The following is a 17,845-nucleotide window of genomic DNA, read 5'->3' on the forward strand; positions in this document are numbered from 1 at the left end:
CTCCCCGGAGCTCGGCGGCGCCCCGGCCTCCGGGCCGGAGCGCCGCCGGCTGCCGCTGCTCTTGCCCTTGCGCCGCGACGACTGCTTGCCGCCGCCGACGGGGTTGCCCTCGGCGTCCACCGGGTGGGCGATCATCTCCAGGTCGATCTTGCGGTCGTCCTTGTCGACACGGGCGACGCGGACCCGGACCCGGTCGCTGAGCCGGTACTCCTTGCCGGTGCGGTCGCCGACGAGCCGGTGGCCCACGGCGTCGAAGTGGAAGAAGTCGCTCTCGAGGTTGGTGATGTGGACCAGCCCGTCGACGTAGACCCCCTCGAGCTCGACGAACAGGCCGAAGGAGGTCACGGCGGCGATGATGCCGTTGAGCTCGTCGCCGAGGTGCTCGGCGAGGTACTCGCACTTGAGGGTCATCTCCGCGTCGCGGGTCGCCTCGTCGGCGCGGCGCTCGGTCATCGAGCAGTGCTCGCCGAGGGTGAGCAGGTCGTCGTGGCTCACCGGGAAGCTCGAGCCCTTGTGGCCGTCGATGACGTGGCCGATGCCGCGGTGGACGATGAGGTCCGGGTAGCGGCGGATCGGCGAGGTGAAGTGGGTGTACGCCTCGAGGGCGAGACCGAAGTGCCCGGCGTTGTCCGGCCGGTACTCGGCGGCCTGCATCGAGCGCAGCATCACCGTCTCGATGAGGTGGCGGTCCGGGCGCTCCTTGGCCTGGCGCATCACCTCGGCGTAGTCGAGGCCGGTAGGCTCGTCGCCGCCGCCGAGCTGCAGGCCCACCTCGGCGAGGAAGCCGCGCAGCTGCTCGAGCTTCTCCTCGCTCGGGCGCTCGTGGACGCGGTACAGGGAGGGGACCTTGTGCTTGCGCAGGTACTTCGCCGCGCAGACGTTGGCGACGATCATGCACTCCTCCACCGTGCGATGGAAGTCGTTGCGCTCCGTCGGCTCCACCGCCGTGACGCGGCCGCTCTCGTCGAAGCGCATCTGCGTCTCGGTGGTGTCGAAGTCGATGGCCCCGCGCCGCTGCCGGGCCCGGCGCAGCGTCTGGTAGAGCCCGTGGAGGCTCTCGAGGTGGCCGATCAGCTCCTCGCCGATCTCGGCGCGGGCCTGCGGGTCGCCGTCGAGCACGGCGGCGGCCGCCTGCTCGTAGGTCAGCCGCGCCGCCGAGCGCATCACCGCGCGGTAGAAGCGCGAGCGCAGCACCTTGCCGTTGCCCTGGAGCAGGACGTCGCAGACCATGCAGAGCCGGTCGACGTGGGGGTTCAGCGAGCACAGGCCGTTGGAGAGGGCCTCCGGCAGCATGGGCGTGACCGCCCGGGGGAAGTAGACCGAGTTGCCGCGGGTGCGCGCCTCGGCGTCGAGGGCGGAGCCGGGCTGGACGTAGTGGGAGACGTCGGCGATGGCCACCACCAGCCGCCACCCCTTGGCCGTCGGCTCGCAGTAAAGGGCGTCGTCGAAGTCCCGGGCGTCGGCGCCGTCGATGGTCACCAGCGGCAGCCGGCGCAAATCGACGCGCCCGTCCTCCTTGTCCGCCTCGGCCACCTCCTCGTCGAGGCTGGCGACCTCGGCCTCCACCTGCTCCGGCCACTCCATGGGGATGCCGTGGATGCGCGCGGCCGCCTCGACTTCCTGGCCGGCGTCGATATGGCGCCCGAGGACCTGGACGATCCGCCCGATGGGCTGGCGGCGCTCGGTGGGCTGGGCGAGCAGCTCGGCGACGGCGAGCTCGCCGTCCTCGGCGCCGCCCCGGCCGTCGGCGGAGAGCAGGACGTCGTGGTGCAGGCGCTTGTTCTCGGGGACGAGGAAGCCGACCCCGTGCTCCTCGAAGAAGCGGCCGGTGATCTGCCGGTTGCCCCGCTCGAGGATCTCGACGAGCTCGCCCTGCGGGGTGCCGTGCTCGTCGTGGCCGGTGATGCGCACGATGGCCCGGTCCGAGTGGAGGAGGCAGCGCATCTGCCGCGGCGACAGGGCGATACGCTGCCCGCTACCGTCGGGGGCGAGGAAGCCGGAGCCGTCGGGCCGGCCCATGACGCGGCCGCGCACCAGCTCGCTGTGGTCGACGATGAGGTAGCCGCGGCGCCGGTTGCGCACCAGCTGCCCGTCGCGCTCCATGGCGCGCAGGCGCCGGCGCAGCGCCTCGTGCTGGTCCGGAGTCTCGAGGCCGAGGGCCTCGGCGATCTCCCGCCGGCCCAGGGGGCGCCCCTGGGCGGCGAGGAACTCGAGCAGGTACTCGCGGCTCGGGATCGGGTTGTCGTACTTGGCCTGCTCGCGCTCCTGGTACGGATCGCGCCGGGGTGGGGTCTTCTTGCCTCGTTTCGCCATCTTGTGCCCTTCGGTTCGAAATTCCCCAGGATACGCCCCCCGGCAGGCAGCGGCAAAGCGCCGCGCGCCCTACGCCACCCCCGCCTCGACCTTGTCGAACTCGCGCTCGATCTCCGCGCCCGGGCGGCCGCCGATGCGGCTGAAGGCGATGCCGGCCACGCCTCCCAGGATAAAGCCGGGCAGGATCTCGTACATCTCGAAGACCCCGCCCTCGAGCAGCTTCCAGGCGACCACGGTGACCGCCCCGGTCACGATCCCGGCCAGGGCGCCGTTGCGGGTCATCCCGCGCCAGAAGACCGACAGGAGGATGACCGGGCCGAAGGCGGCACCGAAGCCGGCCCAGGCGTAGGCGACCAGGTCGAGCACCGCCGCCTCCGGGTCGAGGGCGAGCAGCGTGGCGATGACGCCGATGCCGAGCACCGTCGCCCGGCCGACCCAGACCAGCTCGCGGTCGCCGGCCCCGGGGCGCAGGAAGCGCTTGTAGAAGTCCTCGGACAGCGCCGAGGAGGAGACGAGGAGCTGGGAGTCGATGGTGCTCATGATAGCCGCCAGCACCGCCGCCAGCAGGCAGCCCGCCACCCAGGGGTTGAACAGGGCCTGGATCAGGGACATGAAGACCGTCTCGGCGTTGTCCAGGCCCTCCGTGCCGCCGAAGAAGGCGATGCCGGCGAAGCCGGTGAAGATGGCGCCAAACAGGGCGAAGACCATCCAGCTGACGCCGATGAACCGCGCCGCCGGGATGTCCCGCGGGCTGCGGATGGCCATGAAGCGGGCGAGGACGTGGGGCTGCCCGAAGTAGCCCAGCCCCCAGGCCATCAGCGAGACGATGCTGAACAGCGTCATGTCGTGGAACGCATCCAGGGCGCCGGGCTCGAGCTCGGCGACCTGGCCCGCCGTCTGCGCCCAGCCGCCGAGGTTGCCGATGGTGATGACCGGCACCAGGATCAGGGCGACGAACATCAGGATGGCCTGGAGGAAGTCCGTCCAGCTCACCGCCAAAAAGCCGCCGAGCAGCGTATAGGCGAGGATCACCGCGGCGCCGATGCCGAGGGCCAGGGTGTAGTCGACCCCGAAGGTGTCCTCGAAGAGGGTCCCGGCCGCCACCAGCCCGGCCGAGGTGTAGAAGGTGAAGAAGAGCAGGATCACCAGCGCCGAGACCACCCGCAGCGCCGAGGTCTCGTCGCGGAAGCGGTTCTCGAGGTAGGCCGGGATGGTGATGGAGTCCCGCGCCAGCTCCGTGTAGCGGCGCAGCCGCTCGGCGACGAGCTGCCAGTTGAGGTAGGCGCCGATGGTCAGCCCGACGGCGATCCAGATCTGGCTCATCCCCGAGGCGTAGACGGCCCCCGGCAGGCCGAGCAGCAGCCAGCCGCTCATGTCCGAGGCGCCCGCCGACAGCGCCGCCACCCCGGAGCCGAGCCGGCGGCCGCCGAGGATGTAGTCGGCCAGGCTGTGAGTGGCGCGGTAGGCGAGCAGCCCGACCAGGACCATGATGATGAGGTAGACGACGAAGGTCGCCAGCAGCGGCAGGCTGATGTCGAGCTCGGCGCTCATTGCCCCCGCCCCCCGCGCTTGTGGCGCACCAGGCTCACCAGGGCCAGGACGACCATCAGGAGCATGGGGCCGGTCAGCCAGAACCAGGTCGCGGCCGTCAGGTTGTTCTCCATCGCTGGGCTCCTCTTGCCGGTGGATCGGCCCGGGCAGGCGCGGCTGGCGGCTCGGCACGCCCTCGCCCCGGCCCGTGGGCCAGCGCTGGATTGTAACGGCCACGCCGGCCTGTGGGTACGCCCGCGGCCCCGGCCGCCTCGGCGCTGGCTGATGGTTTGACAGCCGGGCGGCAGTCTCGCTACGATTTAGCTGTTCGCTGACAAGGTGAACATGCCGAGGTGGCGAAATTGGTAGACGCGCTAGCTTCAGGTGCTAGTGGGGGTTCACCCCGTGGAGGTTCGAGTCCTCTCCTCGGCACCAATTCCCTTCCCCCTGCCTTCTACGTCAGATAGTTAGGGAGAATCAGCGGCTTACGGCCTCCCCGTTGGTACAAAAGGGAGGTACAGAGCCGTGCCGCTGCGAATGACCCGCCCCTACCGCCACCGCAAGACGGGTATCTTCTGGGTCCGCAAGGCGGTCCCCGCCGCCCTCCGAGAGACCGTAGGCCGCCGGGAGCTGAAGGAGTCCCTACGGACCCGCGACCCCACCGAGGCCAAGCAACGGGCCTCCGCCGTGCTCCAGCGCTTCGAGGCCATCCTCGCGGCGGCCCGGGAGGGCCAGCGCTACGGCCCCGAGGAACTCCAGGGGCTCGCCGGGGAGTACTACCGCCAACAGCGGGCGGCCTTCCTCCAGGAAGCCCAGCGGCAAGGGTGGTCCCCCTCCGAGTGGGATGGGGAGGCCGAGTCCCACGATGCGGTCCTCAACGCGGCCGCTTCACCGGACCAGGAGGTAGCGACCGTCCGGGCCTGGGGTCGCCCCCGGGTGGAGCGTCTTCTCGATGAGCGGGGCGAGCTAGTGCCCCTGCACTTCCGGGACCACCTCGCCGAGTCCGTCTACCGGGCGCACTCCGAGGCCCTAGCGGATGCCGCTGGGGAGCACCTTCACTTCCGCGAGCCGCCCCGGCGGGAGTACCCCGAGCCACCCCCGTCCCCCGAAGTCCGCTCCCTCTCGGGGCTCTTCGAGCGCTACGCCGAATGCCAGGGGGTCCACCCCCGGACCCGGACAGACTGGGGCAAGCGCCTCCAGCACTTCGAGGCTTGGCTCGAGCACAAGCCCGCTCACCGGGTTACGGCTGCGGACGTTCAGCGCTACGCGGACGCCCTGCGCTCCGGGGCCGGACCTAGTGGCAAGCCCCTCGCGGTCAAGACGGTCAACGAGGGGTACCTCGTGGCGGTCCATCAGACTTTCGCTTGGGCCGTCAAGCGGGGTCTCTTGGCCACCAATCCCGCCCAGGGCGTCTCGGTGGAGGGCGACCGGGGCAAGAGTCGGCGCAAGGTGCGGGGCTATAGCCGTGAGGAGGCCGCCTGCATCCTGGCTGCTGCGCGGGGGGAGTCGGTGGCCTACAAGCGCTGGGTGCCTTGGCTCCTGGCCTTCACGGGTGCGCGGATCGGGGAGATTCTCTGGCGCACCAAGGCTGACGTTCAGCACACCGAAGGGGTCTACTACCTCGATATTCGGGAGCAGGTAAAGAACCAATCCTCGGTGCGGTGCGTCCCCCTGCACTCGGCCCTGATTGCCGAGGGCTTCCTGGAGTACTGGCGCTCACTCCCGGATGGGGAATACCTCTTCCCGGGGGAGTGGTCGGACCAGCACGGGGACCGGACCAAGACCCCCGCCAATCGGCTGCGGGACTGGATCAACAAGCGGACCCCGGTGGCTGACGCTGCCCTGAGCCCTAACCATAGCTTCCGCCACCGGCTCATCTCCGAGTGCAGGCGGGCGGGGATCGACGGGGACCAACAGCGGCAGCTTGCCGGTCATTACTTCCAGGACGAACACGCTCGCTACGGCCCGGGAGAGGTGCCCACGCTCTCGGAAGCCCTGGAGCGCATCCCGTCCCCGCTCGGCTCTCCCTAGGACAGCCCGGCGGCTCCCTCTCGGCTAGCTCCAGGGGGAGCCCCGGACTTCCCCGGGGGCGCTCCTGCGCTCCTCCTAGCGGGACCGCTCCCAGATTCGGCCCCCGAGGTGGTAGCGGACCTCCTCATTGAACAGCATGGCCTCCCAGGGCCCCAGCCGGACAAACAGGCCCCCACCCGGGCCGCGCCCGAGCCAGTCCAGTGCGAAGACTTCCTGCCCCTTCCAAGTGATCGTCATCGGTCTTGCTCCCCTGCGTCGGTCTCGGTGGTTGCTCCGGTGCTGCCTTGTGGACAGCGGGGCCAGTAGAGCACGGAAAATCCCGTCTGAACAGCAAGATAGGTTGTCGCCCGTGAACCTTTCACGACTGCCAATGGTTGCCTCCAGGAGCCTGCCCCGGGAATCCTCAAGGAAAACCAACAGATGCCCAGGGAGACGCCTTCACGCGCTCTATCGTCTCCCGGCCACTGATAGGCATAAGCGATCACCGAGGAGCCCTCCAGGGTCGTCCAAGATTGCGCGAATGGGAGCGGCCCCCGATCCGCCCGAATCCCGCGTCATGCGGGGCTCTCAGGCGAACCGGGGGGCTCTTGCAGCCTATGCAATCTGCATACCGTGAGACTGCATAGGGAGACCCTCTAGAAGTCCTCCTCGGGGTCCTCTAGGTACCCTGCGAGGCCGCCCGGTGGCAGCCCCCTATAGCCTCGCTCGTAAAGCTCTCCGGCCATATGCTCGACTAGCTCCGGGGCCTTCCGCCCTGCGAAGCGAACCAAGGCCCGGGCCAGAAAGTCCCCTCGCCGGTCAGCCACATGGGGCGGTAGTGCCTTGCCTAGCGCCTCCAGGTACTCCTCCACTTCTTGCTCCATATCGTCCTCTCCGAAGTCCGTGGCTTCCCCGGGCTCTCTGAGCGCTACCCGGGCGTCGTCCCAGCGGGGGTACTTGTTCGGGTCTACCCCAGCCTGTCGCATGGCCTCCAGGACCCTCCGCATTGAGGCTACGGACCCGTCGCCCGTCGCCGTAGTCCGGGCAATCTTCCGCTTGGAGAAGCCGCCAATTCGGGTGAGCTTCCAAGCGGCGTCCATGCGCTCCCTACGGGTCAGCGGTAGGCGGGCCTTGGCGTTGTCCTCGATGCTCTCGCATAGGGCCTCCCGGGCGCTGCCCCGGAAGACCCTTACGGGCACCTTGGAGGCCCAGCCCGCCCGGTGGTACGCGAGGAACCGTAGGTGCCCGTCCACGATCAGCCAGAGGCCCCCCACCCGGGCCACCGTGAGGGGGTCCAGGGGCCGCCGGGTGCGGCGCAGGGTATCCATAAGCTCCCTCACTTGGCGCTCCGCCTCGTACTCCCGGTAGTCCCGGGCGGCCCATGGCCCGGGGCTTGTCGCCAGTCCTTCCAGGGACAGCCGCCGGGGGCGCTGGGTGGGCTCCGGCTCCCAGGCTGCCTCGATGGCCTCGAAGCTAGGCCACTGGTTGTGCAGGTGGTTACGCATGGTGCGCCCTCCCCTGCTGTCCCCGGGCTACCGCCTCGGTATAGGCCCGGTAGGCCGCCAGGGCGTCCGCCAGGGCCAGTGCGTAGCTCACCGCCTCGGCGTTGGAGTGGATGCCCTCGCTTCGCTTCAGGTCTTGGAGGGCATCGAAGGCCCTCACCGGGAGGGCCACCGTCCGCTGCACGGGGATGGCGCTGGCCTCCTCGTAGTCCCTCAGGAGGCGGTAGGCGTCCTGGTGGAGCCGCCGGGGGCTCACCCCGCGCCCCTCCTCCGAGACCTCCTCCATGCGCCCCTCAAGGCTTGCCCGGCGCTCCTCGGTGGTCGCTCGCTGGGCTGGCCCGGTGGCGCCGCTGCTGCTGCTGGTACTGCCTGCTCTCTGGTTCTTCCAGTACATAGGTTCCTGATCCTCGGTCGGTGGTGGTGCTGCTGCTGGTGGGGTTACGCTCGGTGGTCCCAGGGGGAGCCCTCCTGGACTCCTCTGGTCTTCCCCTGGAGGCTCCCAGGGGTTCCATGAGGCCATCCCCAGGGAATCCCCGGGCGCTCTCCTCATGGCCTCCCCTGGGCTGCTCTGGGCAGGGGGTGGAGGTGGTGCATCCACCACCCCCTCCCTGGTGGGGCTCCGCCGGGATTCCCCCTGCGGGTCTCCCAGGGCTACGCCTGGGCGCTTCGCTCCTTGGGTGCCCGGCGGGTCTTCCTCTGGGCGGGCTTCCTCCGCTCCGTCTCTGCGGCGGTCTCCAGGCGCAGGTTGGCGCGGCGGCAGTCCAGGGAGTCCCCGTTGTTGAACGTGACTCGGCCCCCGGGTCTCGCCTCCAGGATCACGCGGTGGAGTAGCGCCGGGTCGCCTGGGTAGTGCGGGTCATTGGCCCTGGAGGCGCGGGCGTAGAACCTGCCCTGCCCGTTGGAGAGCGCCACCCAGTGCTCCCCGAACTGCTCGGCGACCCACCCCCAGACCTCGCGGTCGATCATGGCGGTCAGTCCCCGGGTCAGCGGGAGGAGTACCACGGGCTCTCCCTCCGGCCCCTTCGAGTAGCGGGGGAAGCGCGGGTGGTGCTGCTGCTGATTGCTCTTGCAGTGCTCTTGCATATTCATCGTTGGGGTTCCCTTGTGGGTGCCTCCTCGGCGAGCACGGGAGCGCACCGGGCATAGCACCGCTCTCCCCTTGCCGAAGGCGCGGGGCGTAGCCGGTGGGTCCGGTGGTGGGCCTGGTGGCCCTGGTGCTGCTCAGGAGAGGAAGCGGGGTGGTGGGTCGTGGGGCAGAAGCGCTTCGTTCTACCTTTAGTGGTCCCTAATCGACAGGAACCCCAAGGCACCTAGAGGGCTCTCTCAGAGGTGCCCGGGTCTCTCCGGTAGCCCCCTCGGGACACACCCGAGAGAACCAGCGAGGGGGCCGCTACGGCGGCCTGAGGCTATCCGAGGGGGTAGAGCCTCGGTCTGCGGTGGGCGTCTTGCGGGGAGGCTCCCCGGGGTCGTCGCTGGGTAGCTCCAGGGGCGCTCGCTCGGGGTCTTGCTGGGGGAGCCCCGCTTACCATCATGTGAAGTGATAGCGGTTCTACTCGCTCTCGCCCTGTTGGCTCCTCGGCGAAGCCCTGGGGCATCGGCATGGCCTGTCCGGGCTGGAGCTGGTAGCCGCCCGTCTTGCGGATCGAGGGGATGACCTCCTGGGTAACCCAATCCTGTAGGGCGCGGGCCTCCTGCTTGTTGCTTCGCATGGTGAGCCTGTAGAGCCCGGACTCGGAGATTACGGCCATGGGCTTGCCGGGGCTCATTCCTAACCGCATCCGATTAACTCTGGTGATCTCGCCGGGGGCCTAGGCTTGCCCCCGTATCAGGGCCAGGGTCTACCAGGTCGCCCCGGTGGTGCTGCTCCTGGTGGTGGTGATCCCCCTCCCGCCCGAGGGCCTAGGCTCCCTCCGGTGGCGCAGGGTGGGCCTTGCAAGCTCGCTTGACGGACGAGACGCCTACCCCGAAGTGCTCTGCGGTCTGCCGGATGGTCGCCCCGTGGCGCCACCGCCAGGCGGCCACCTCGGCAGGGTCAGCGGCCACCGGGCGGCCCAGCCTCCGGCCCTCGGCCTTGGCCTTCTCCAGTCCGGCCCGCTGGCGCTCCCGGATGTTCTCCCGCTCTAGCTCGGCCACGCCCGCCAGCATGGTGAGCATCATCTTCCCCATGTTGGTGCTCATATCGAAGCCCTCGCGGACGCTCACCACGGCCACTCCCTTCTCCCTCAGGGCTTCCACGGTGGTGAGCACGTCGATGGTGTTACGCCCGAGGCGGTCGATGGCCGGGACCACCACGCGGTCCCCCTCCCTGACGTACTGGTAGAGCGCGGCGAAGCCCGGGCGGTCTAGGGCTCGGGTGCTCCCGCTGGTGGCCTCGTCCTGATACCAGTGGTCGATCCGGTAGGCTCGCTCGATTTGCGCCCGGTGGCCCTCCGTGCGCTGGTCGGTGGTGCTCACCCTGGTATATCCGATGGTCGCCCCGGTGGGTCCGGTGGGTTCGGTGGTCATGGGCTCTTCCCCCTGGTTGGTCCAAATCCTTGGCCCAGATATTGACCTAGCCCACAAGCGGCGTCAAGGGATTTTGGGCTATCCTCCAGGCGGTCTCAGGGGGTGGCCCACAAGGCGTACCTTATGGGCCAAGAGCGGGAGCGCCCGGGGTGCTCGGGTGCGGATGGCCTCCCCCCACCCCGGCGGGCGGTATCTGCATTGAGTAGCGCAGGGGTAGTGGGACTCCTACCGGAGCAGGCAAGCGGGCCGGGGCACGGGGTAAAACAGGCGGTTATTCATACTGAGGTGGGGGCTCGAAAATCTGCGCCATATATCGCGGGGGGGTCTTGCGGTAGGCGGGGCGGCTTGAGCCTCCCCTCTGCGCTTGCGGGGGCGCATGGTGGAGGTACATAATCTGAGGTGAAGGAGGCGCCAAGACGCTGATTCTCGGGGACAGATGGGCACCAAGGGGAAGTCCTCTCCTCGGCACCAATTCCCTTCCCCGCAGGGATCGCCTGCACCACCTTTCGGGCTGAGGCCAGGGTAGTCGGCAACCCCCGCTACAGGCCGCCCCCTCGATCGTCCGGCGACACTCCCTGAAGGCCTTGAGCCTCCCGCAAGCCGCCTCAAGGTGGCGTACCGCCTGACCCCGGTCCCTGGGGCGTTTCCCTCACGCGAGCGGCCTCAAGCCTGGAGGCCTAGACGCCTAGGCCAGCCGCGCTCCCTGTTGGGGGCCCGTGTAGTCCGTGTCGGGGCATGAGCGGTTCGCCGCGCCTTCATAGAGGCAAGGCGGAGCCTGCGGGCCCTAGACGCAGCCCTCGGCCCCGCCCCGGCGGCTAGCCGCGGAAGGGGCTCTCGCGGACGATGGTCTGGCTGCGGTCGGGCCCGGTGGAGACCATCGCCACCGGCACGCCGACCAGCTCCTCGATGCGCCGCAGGTAGGCGCGGGCCCCCTCGGGCAGGTCCTCGAAGCGCTCCACGCCGGTGGTGCTCGCCTGCCAGCCCGGCAGGTCCTCGTAGACCGGCTCGCACTCGGCGAGGGTCTCGGCCTCCGCCGGCAGGGTCTCGCACAGCGCCCCCTGGCAGCGGTAGCCGACGCAGATGCGCAGGCGCTCGAGGCCGTCGAGGACGTCGAGCTTGGTGATGCACAGGCCGCTGAGGCTGTTGATCTGCGCCGCCCGGCGCGTCGCCACGGCGTCGAACCAGCCGCAGCGGCGCTGCCGCCCGGTGGTCGCGCCGAACTCGTGGCCGCGCTCGCCGAGGTAGTGGCCCATCTCGTCGTCGAAGTCGAGCTCCGTGGGGAACGGCCCCGAGCCGACCCGGGTGGTGTACGCCTTGGTGATCCCGAGGACGTAGTCGATGGCCCGCGGCCCGACGCCGGTGCCCGAGGTCGCGGCGCCGGCGCAGGTGTTCGAGGAGGTCACGAAGGGGTAGGTGCCGTGGTCGATATCCAGCAGCGTCCCCTGCGCCCCCTCGAAGAGGATATTGCGCCCGGCGCTCATCTCCTGGCCCAGCAGGGCGCCGACGTCGGCGGCGAGGGGGCGCAGCTGCTCGCCGTGGCGCAGCGCCTCGTCGAGCACCTGCTGGAAGTCGACGCCGGGGGCGCCGAAGTAGTGCTTGAGCACGAAGTTGTGGTAGTCGAGCAGCTCGCCGAGCTTGCCCGCCAGCCGCTCGCGGTGGAACAGATCCGAGAGCCGCACGCCGCGGCGGGCGACCTTGTCCTCGTAGGCCGGGCCGATCCCGCGGCCGGTGGTGCCGATGGCGGCGTTGCCCTTCGCCTGCTCGCGCGCCTTGTCGAGGGCGATGTGGCAGGGGAGGATCAGCGGGCAGGAGGGGCTGATGCGCAGCCGCTCGCGCGCCGGCACCCCGCGGCGCTCGAGCGCCTCGATCTCCTCGAGCAGCGCCGGCGCCGAGAGCACCACGCCGTTGCCGATGGCGCAGGTGACGTCGCTGCGCAGGATGCCGGAGGGGATCAGGTGGAGGACGGTCTGCTCGCCGTCGATGACCAGCGTATGGCCGGCGTTGTGGCCGCCCTGGAAGCGGGCGACCACCCCGGCGTTCTCGGTCAGCCAGTCGACGACCTTGCCCTTGCCCTCGTCGCCCCACTGCGTGCCGACAACCACCACGTTCATGCCCATGCTCAATTCGCCTCTACTGCCCACGTTCCGTCGCGCTCGACGAGCCGGCGGTCGCAGCCGTGGCGGCCCGCCTCCCCCGGCAGCTGCCAGACGACACGCTCGCCGGCGCGGCGCAGGGCGGCCACCCGCTCGATCAGGGCCGGCTCGTCGCGCCAGGGGGCGAGGATGCCCCCCTCCTCGCCGCCCGCCTCGTGGCGGCGCCCGAGGGCGAGCAGCGTCTTCAGGTCGGTGCTGTAGCCGGTCGCCGGCCGCGGCCGGCCGAAGGCGCGGCCGATGCCGTCGTAGCGCCCACCCCGCGCCACCTCCTGGCTGTGCCCCGGCGTATAGGCCGCGAAGACGAGGCCGGTGTGGTAGCGGTAGCCGCGCAGCTCGCCGAGATCGAAGTGCAGCTCCAGCCCCGGCTCCCGGACCGCCAGGCTCGACGCCACCCGGCGCAGCGCCTCGATGGCCCGCTCCACGCCGTCGCCGGCCCCGGCCAGGCGCCGCTGCGCCTCGTCGAGGACCTCGACGCCGCCGTGCAGCCGCGCCAGCGCCGTCAGCCAGCCGGTGAGCTCGGCCCCGACGCCCGCCTCGCGCAGCAGCGCCTCGATCTCGTCGGTGGCCTTGCGCTGCAGGGCGGCGAAGAGCGCCTCCTCCGTCGCCGGCTCCAGCGCCACCCCGGCCAGCAGGCCCCGCAGGATACCGACGTGGCCGAGGTCGAGGCACAGCGCCTCGATGCCGGCGCTGCGCACGGTCTCGAGCATCAGCCCGAGGACCTCGAGGTCGCTCTCGAGGCCGTCGTGGCCGTAGAGCTCGGCGCCGACCTGGACGGCGTTGCGGCTGCCGGCGGGCCCCTCGGGGCGCGCCTGGAGGACGCTGCCGATATAGCACAGCCGGGTGACCCCTTCGCGGCGCAGCTGGTGGGCGTCGATGCGCGCCGCCTGCGGGGTGATATCCGGGCGCACGCCGAGGGTGCGCCCGGAGAGCTGATCGGTGAGCTTGAAGGTCTGGACGTCGAGCTCTTGCCCGGCGCCGAGCTCCAGCGCCTCGAGGTACTCGATGAACGGCGGCATCACCAGCTCGTAGCCCCAGCCGCCGTAGAGGTCGAGCAGCCGCCGGCGCAGCCGCTCCGCCTCCTCGGCGTGGGGCGGCAGGAGCTCATCGACCCCCTCGGGGAGCAGCCATCGTGCCTTCGGATCCATCAGCCTCGCACTCCGTAGAGCAGCAGCACACCGGCCACCATGGCGACCAGGCCGACCGCGCGCAGGCTCCGGTCGTCCATCTCCGCCGCCTGCGCCAGGGCCTGCCGGAACGTGGCAGGGCTCGCGGCGGGCATGACCCCCTCGAGGACCAGCATCAGGGCGAGCGCGGAGAGCAGGTCCTCAACGGCCAAGGCGCCGGCCCCGCCTCACTGCTCGCCGCCCTGCTCGGTGCTCGTCGCGGGCAGCCCGCTGCCGCCGCCGAAGAAGCGGAAGAAGTCGGAGCTCGGCGAGAGGACGAAGATATCCTCCTCGTCCTGGAACGCCTGGCGGTAGGCGCGCAGGCTCCGCTGGAAGGCGAAGAACTCCGGCTCCTGATCGTAGGCGCCGGAGTAGATCGCCGCCGCCTGGGCATCCCCCTCGCCGCGGAGGGCCTGCGACTCGCGGTAGGCCTCGGCGAGCATCACTGTACGCCGGCGCTCGGCCTCGGAGCGGATGCGCTCGGCGGCCTCATCGCCCTCGGCCCGGATCTCCCGGGCGACGCGCTCGCGCTCGGCGGCCATGCGCTCGTAGATGGAGTTGGCCACCTCCTCGGGCAGGTCGATGCGCTTGAGCCGCACGTCGATCACCTCGAGGCCGAGGGTCTCCGCCGCCTTGGCCGTGCTCTCGCGCAGGATGTCCATGATCTCCACGCGCTCGCCGGAGACGATATCCCGGACAGTACGCTTGCCGAACTCGGCGCGGAAGCCGTCGCGGATGATCTCGCGCAGGCGCTGATTGGCCCGCTCGACGCTGCCGGCGACGCTCGTGTAGAAGCGCTCGGCGTCGGCGATCCGCCACTTGACGAAGGAGTCGACGATCAGGTTCTTCTTCTCGGAGGTCAGGAACCGCTGCGGCGACTCGTCGAGGTTCTGGACCCGGGCGTCGAACTTGCGCACGTTGTTGATGAAGGGGGTCTTGAAGTGCAGGCCGGGCTCGATGTCGGAGGCGACGATCTCGCCGAGGCGGAACTTCAGGGCGACCTCCTTCTCGGAGACGGTGTAGACCGAGAAGAGGCCGAGCACGAGGGCGACTGCCACCACGGGCAGCACGACGGTCTTGAGTATCTGCATCAGCGTGTCTACCTCTCACCCCGCTCGCGGAGGGCCTCGCGGGCGCGCTGGGTCGGCGTGATCGCATCCCGGCTGCTGCCCGAGACGCCAGGGTTCTGCTGCGAGCCGGTGCGGTTGGGCTGCAGGCTGTCGCTGCTCTTCTGGCGCTCTAGGAGCCGGTCAAGCGGCAAGTACATCAGCGACTGGCTCGACTGGCTGTCGAGGGTAATCTTGCTCACCCGGCCGAGGACCTCCTCCATGGTCTCGAGGTAGAGGCGCTGGCGCATGACCGCCGGCGACTCGCGGTACTCGGCGAGCAGCGCCTCGAAGCGCTGGGCATCGCCTCGGGCCCGGGAGACGGTCCGCTCCCGGTAGCCCTTGGCCTGCTCGACGATCCGCGCCGCCTGGCCGCGGGCGCGGGGGAGGAGCTCCTCGGCGTAGGCCCGGGCCTGGTTGATCTTGCGCTGCTTGTCCTCGCGGGCGCGGATGGCGTCCTCGAAGGCCGGCTGCACCTCCTCCGGCGGCTGGATGTCCTGGACCGCCACCTCGACGACCTCGAGGCCCGTGCGGTACTCGTTCATCACCTGCTGGAGGAGCTCGCGCGTGCGCTGGGCGACCTCCGTGCGCCCCTCGGTGAGCACGAAGTCGAGCTCGCGCTTGCCGATGACCTCGCGCACGGCGCTCTCGGCGACCTGCTTGAGGCTGCGCTCAGGCATGCGGAAGTTATAGAGGTAGCGCGCCGGGTCGCTGACCCGGTACTGCGCGGCGATCCGGACGTCGGCGATGTTCTCGTCGCGGGTGATCATCAGCGCCTCGTCGGCTACGGCGCGCGAGCCGCTGCCTTGCACGCTCTGATACCCGACCTCGGCAACCCGCCGACGCTGGACATTGACCTGCTCCACCGTGCCGATCGGGCGCGGCCAGTGCCAGTGCGGCCCCGGCTGCGTGGTCAGGGTGTGGCGGCCGAAGGTCATCTCCACGCCGCGGTAGCCGGCGTCCACGATGTAGATGCCGGTGAGCAGCCAGATGAGCACGGCGCCCAGCCCGAGCGCCCCGAACCCCAGGACGCCGCCGGGGACACCGCCCGGCAGGCGGCCGCCGAGCACCTTGCGGGCGCGATCGCGGAGCCTGCGGAGGATGACGTCGAGATCCGGCGGTCCGCTGCCGCCGCCTTGGGAGCCGCCGCCCCACGGATCGCGGCTACCGCCGCCGGGCTCATTCCAAGCCATTGAAGTCTCCGTGCTGTGATGGCCGAACCACCTTCGGTCGAACCGTCAAATTCTAGGACTGCGCCGAAATCGCCGCAACCTGCGGCGATGCCTCAGGGAGCGGCGACCACTTCCCGGGGCAGCCCCTCGCGGACGTGGAGGCGCTCGAGCTCGTGCTGCGGGAGCTCGACGTCGATCTCCATGCGCCCGGACTCGGCGTAGCGCTCGTCGAGGATCCGGCCGAGCCGGAAGAGCGCCGCGCGCAGGCGGCCCTGCTCCGGCGCCAGGCAGACCCGCCGGCGCACCCGCGGCGGCCCCAGGGAGCCGCCGACGGCCTCCAGCAGCCCCGCGGTGCCCTCGCCGGTGGCCGCCGACAGGCGCACGCCGGCGACGGCCCCGGCGTCGTCGTAGACCGTGCCCGCGGACAGCGCGCTCGTGTCGATCTTGTTGTAGACGCGCAGCGTGGGGACCTCGGCGGCGCCGAGGTCGCCGAGCACGGCCTCGACCTGCTCGATCTGGTGCTCGCGCTCCTCGGCGCCGGCGTCGATGACGTGGAGCAGCAGGTCGGCGTCGGCGACCTCCTCGAGCGTCGAGCGGAAGGCGGCGACGAGGTCGTGGGGCAGGCGGCTGATGAAGCCCACGGTATCCGAGACCACCGCCGCCGAGCCGGGGGCGAGCTCCACCCGGCGCCAGGAGGGGTCGAGGGTGGCGAAGAGCCGGTCCTCGGCCCGGCGCTCGGAGCCGGTCAGGCGGTTGAAGAGGGTCGACTTGCCGGCGTTGGTGTAGCCGACGAGGGAGACCACGGGCAGGTCGCGCTGGCGCCGCGCCTTGCGGCCCTGCTCGCGGGTGCGGCGGACCTTGGCGAGGCGCCGCTCGATCTGCTGGATCCGGCCGCCGATCAGCCGCCGGTCCATCTCCAGCTGCTTCTCGCCGGGGCCGCGCAGGCCGATGCCGCCGCGCTGGCGCTCGAGGTGCGACCAGCCGCGCACCAGGCGGCTGGCGACGTGCTTGAGCTGGGCCAGCTCGACCTGGAGCCGACCCTCGAAGGTGCGCGCCCGCTGGGCGAAGATGTCCAGGATCAGCCCCGTGCGGTCGAGGACGCGGCAGCCGAGGTCGAGCTCGAGGTTGCGCTCCTGGGCGGCGCTCAGGGGCTGGTCGACGAGGACGAGGCCGGCCTCGAGCTCGCGGACCTGCTCGGCGAGCTCGGCGACCTTGCCGCGGCCGATGAAGGTCCGCGGGTCGGGCGTATCCCGGCGGTGGCGGAAGCGGCCGACGATCTGCGCGCCGGCCGAGTCGCCGAGCGCCTCGAACTCCTCGGCGGCGTCGAGGGCGTCGCCGGGCAGGCGGACGTGGACGATCAGCGCCCGCTCATCGCCCGCCGGGCGCGAGAAGAGCTCCGCCGGGCCGCTGCCGGCCCCCCGCTCAGCGATCTTCGACCTCCTCGCCGTGCTCGTCCTCGGCCCCCTCGCCCTGCTGGGGCAGGCGCACCCGGCGGGCCGGGACGATGGTCGATATGGCGTGCTTGTAGACCATTTGATTGACGTTGTTCCGCAGCACCAGGACGAACTGATCGAACGACTCGATCTGCCCCTGGAGCTTGATGCCGTTCACGAGGTAGATGGAGACCGGTACCTTCTCTTTGCGCAGGGTGTTGAGGAACGGCTCCTGCAGGGACTGCCCTTTCGCCATCGCGACTGGTCTCCAGCGGTTCTTGTTATTGTGAGCGGCTCGTTCCAGGGCGCGGCGGCTCAACGACCTGTACCGCTCCAGTCTATCACAGGGCCTTGAGCCGCTCAGCGACCCGCGCCTGGACCCGCGCCTCGGCGTCGGCCCCGGCCGCCACCCGGCAGGCCCCGCTGCGGCGCAGCCAGGTCAGCTGCCGCTTGGCGTACTGGCGCGTCGCCTTGAGGGCGCGGCGCTGCATGGTCGGGTAGTCGCACTGGCCCTCCAGGTACTGCCAGATCTGCCGGTATCCGACCGCGCGGATCGCCGGCAGTTCCAGGGAGAGGTCGCCGCGGCGGTGGAGCGCGACGACCTCGCCGACCAGCCCGGCCGCCAGCATGGCCCGGAAGCGCTGCTCGATCCGCTCGTGCAGCCACGCCCGGGAGGGCGGCTCGAGGGCGATCTTCAGCGGCCGCTCGGCGAGCGCCGGGACCGCCCGCTCCCGCTGGAGCGCGCTCAGCGGCCGCCCCGTCAGGCGCTGGACCTCCAGGGCGCGCTCGATGCGCTGCGCGTCGTTGGGGTGCAGCCGCGCCGCCGTCTCCGGATCGAGCCGCTGCAGCCGCTCGTAGAGCGCCCCCAGGCCGTGGGCGGCGCCTGGGGCTCGCCGAGATGAACGCCCTGCTGCGCGATATCGAGGCGACGCCGCGGGCGGCGCAGTGCAACCACGGC

The 17,845-nt window shown here is 70.8% G+C and carries 17 protein-coding genes and 1 tRNA gene; 3 read left to right on the top strand and 15 right to left on the bottom strand.

The features are described 5' to 3' along the window. Both rnr and putP read right to left on the bottom strand, forming a co-directional pair. Positions 1–2,313 (bottom strand): ribonuclease R (gene rnr, locus CKO13_RS04935; protein WP_200257428.1); only part of this gene is annotated, 2,313 nt, incomplete at its 3' end. A gap of 69 nt (positions 2,314–2,382) precedes the next feature. Then, positions 2,383–3,864 carry a sodium/proline symporter PutP gene (gene putP / locus CKO13_RS04940; protein WP_200257430.1) on the bottom strand — a complete coding sequence of 494 codons (1,482 nt, stop codon included), beginning with the start codon at positions 3,862–3,864 and terminating at the stop codon, positions 2,383–2,385. Between the two features lie 326 nt (positions 3,865–4,190). On the opposite strand from putP, the gene CKO13_RS04945 reads away from it, so the two are divergent. Together CKO13_RS04945 and CKO13_RS04950 are read left to right on the top strand one after the other, a co-directional pair. After that, a tRNA-Leu gene (locus CKO13_RS04945) sits at positions 4,191–4,278 on the top strand. A gap of 102 nt (positions 4,279–4,380) precedes the next feature. Beyond that, positions 4,381–5,874 carry a DUF6538 domain-containing protein gene (locus tag CKO13_RS04950; RefSeq protein WP_200257432.1) on the top strand — a complete coding sequence of 498 codons (1,494 nt, stop codon included), beginning with the start codon at positions 4,381–4,383 and terminating at the stop codon, positions 5,872–5,874. Positions 5,875–6,509: 635 nt separating this feature from the next. On the opposite strand, the gene CKO13_RS13150 is transcribed toward CKO13_RS04950, so the two are convergent. Beyond that, positions 6,510–6,839 (bottom strand): hypothetical protein, encoded by a 330-nt coding sequence (locus CKO13_RS13150; protein WP_476702773.1) that lies wholly within the window; start codon positions 6,837–6,839, stop codon positions 6,510–6,512. On the opposite strand from CKO13_RS13150, the gene CKO13_RS13155 reads away from it, so the two are divergent. Beyond that, positions 6,838–7,221 (top strand): hypothetical protein, encoded by a 384-nt coding sequence (locus tag CKO13_RS13155; protein WP_476702774.1) that lies wholly within the window; start codon positions 6,838–6,840, stop codon positions 7,219–7,221. The two genes, CKO13_RS13150 and CKO13_RS13155, sit on opposite strands and share 2 nt — an antisense overlap. 129 nt (positions 7,222–7,350) lie before the next feature. Here the strand turns inward: CKO13_RS13155 and CKO13_RS04960 are convergent, their stop codons facing one another. The 12 genes from CKO13_RS04960 to CKO13_RS05015 all read right to left on the bottom strand — a co-directional run. Then, positions 7,351–7,749, bottom strand: a complete 399-nt coding sequence (locus CKO13_RS04960; protein ID WP_200257434.1) for a hypothetical protein — start codon at positions 7,747–7,749, stop codon at positions 7,351–7,353. A gap of 257 nt (positions 7,750–8,006) precedes the next feature. After that, positions 8,007–8,444, bottom strand: coding sequence for a hypothetical protein (locus CKO13_RS04965; RefSeq protein WP_200257435.1), 438 nt, complete (start codon positions 8,442–8,444; stop codon positions 8,007–8,009). A gap of 317 nt (positions 8,445–8,761) precedes the next feature. Next, entirely contained in the window at positions 8,762–9,133 is a 372-nt protein-coding gene (locus tag CKO13_RS13090; protein WP_420827056.1) for a BRO-N domain-containing protein, read from the bottom strand. Between the two features lie 121 nt (positions 9,134–9,254). Next, on the bottom strand, positions 9,255–9,860 hold the full coding sequence (locus tag CKO13_RS04975; RefSeq protein WP_200257437.1) for a recombinase family protein: 606 nt from the start codon (positions 9,858–9,860) through the stop codon (positions 9,255–9,257). Positions 9,861–10,675: 815 nt separating this feature from the next. Next, the gene (locus CKO13_RS04980; protein WP_200257438.1) at positions 10,676–11,977 is read right to left on the bottom strand and encodes an adenylosuccinate synthase; all 1,302 of its coding nucleotides are present in this window, start codon (positions 11,975–11,977) and stop codon (positions 10,676–10,678) included. 2 nt (positions 11,978–11,979) lie between these two features. Continuing rightward, positions 11,980–13,158 (bottom strand): ATP phosphoribosyltransferase regulatory subunit, encoded by a 1,179-nt coding sequence (locus CKO13_RS04985; protein WP_200257440.1) that lies wholly within the window; start codon positions 13,156–13,158, stop codon positions 11,980–11,982. Beyond that, positions 13,158–13,349, bottom strand: a complete 192-nt coding sequence (locus CKO13_RS04990; protein ID WP_200257442.1) for a DUF2065 domain-containing protein — start codon at positions 13,347–13,349, stop codon at positions 13,158–13,160. The genes CKO13_RS04985 and CKO13_RS04990 overlap by 1 nt, the downstream gene beginning before the upstream one ends. Before the next feature lie 15 nt (positions 13,350–13,364). Continuing rightward, positions 13,365–14,267, bottom strand: a complete 903-nt coding sequence (gene hflC / locus CKO13_RS04995) for a protease modulator HflC (protein ID WP_200257444.1) — start codon at positions 14,265–14,267, stop codon at positions 13,365–13,367. A gap of 8 nt (positions 14,268–14,275) precedes the next feature. After that, on the bottom strand, positions 14,276–15,475 hold the full coding sequence (hflK, locus tag CKO13_RS05000) for an FtsH protease activity modulator HflK (protein WP_200257451.1): 1,200 nt from the start codon (positions 15,473–15,475) through the stop codon (positions 14,276–14,278). A gap of 92 nt (positions 15,476–15,567) precedes the next feature. Beyond that, the gene (gene hflX / locus CKO13_RS05005) at positions 15,568–16,992 is read right to left on the bottom strand and encodes a ribosome rescue GTPase HflX (protein ID WP_338034585.1); all 1,425 of its coding nucleotides are present in this window, start codon (positions 16,990–16,992) and stop codon (positions 15,568–15,570) included. Beyond that, complete coding sequence (gene hfq / locus CKO13_RS05010) at positions 16,877–17,143, bottom strand: RNA chaperone Hfq (RefSeq protein WP_200257461.1); 267 nt, start codon at positions 17,141–17,143, stop codon at positions 16,877–16,879. The genes hflX and hfq overlap by 116 nt, the downstream gene beginning before the upstream one ends. A gap of 85 nt (positions 17,144–17,228) precedes the next feature. Further along, positions 17,229–17,845: tRNA (adenosine(37)-N6)-dimethylallyltransferase (locus tag CKO13_RS05015; RefSeq protein ID WP_274600655.1), on the bottom strand; the 617-nt coding region annotated here is incomplete at its 5' end.

The sequence above is a fragment of the Halorhodospira neutriphila genome, from assembly GCF_016584055.1.
GTDB classification, from domain to species: Bacteria; Pseudomonadota; Gammaproteobacteria; order Nitrococcales; family Halorhodospiraceae; genus Halorhodospira; species Halorhodospira neutriphila.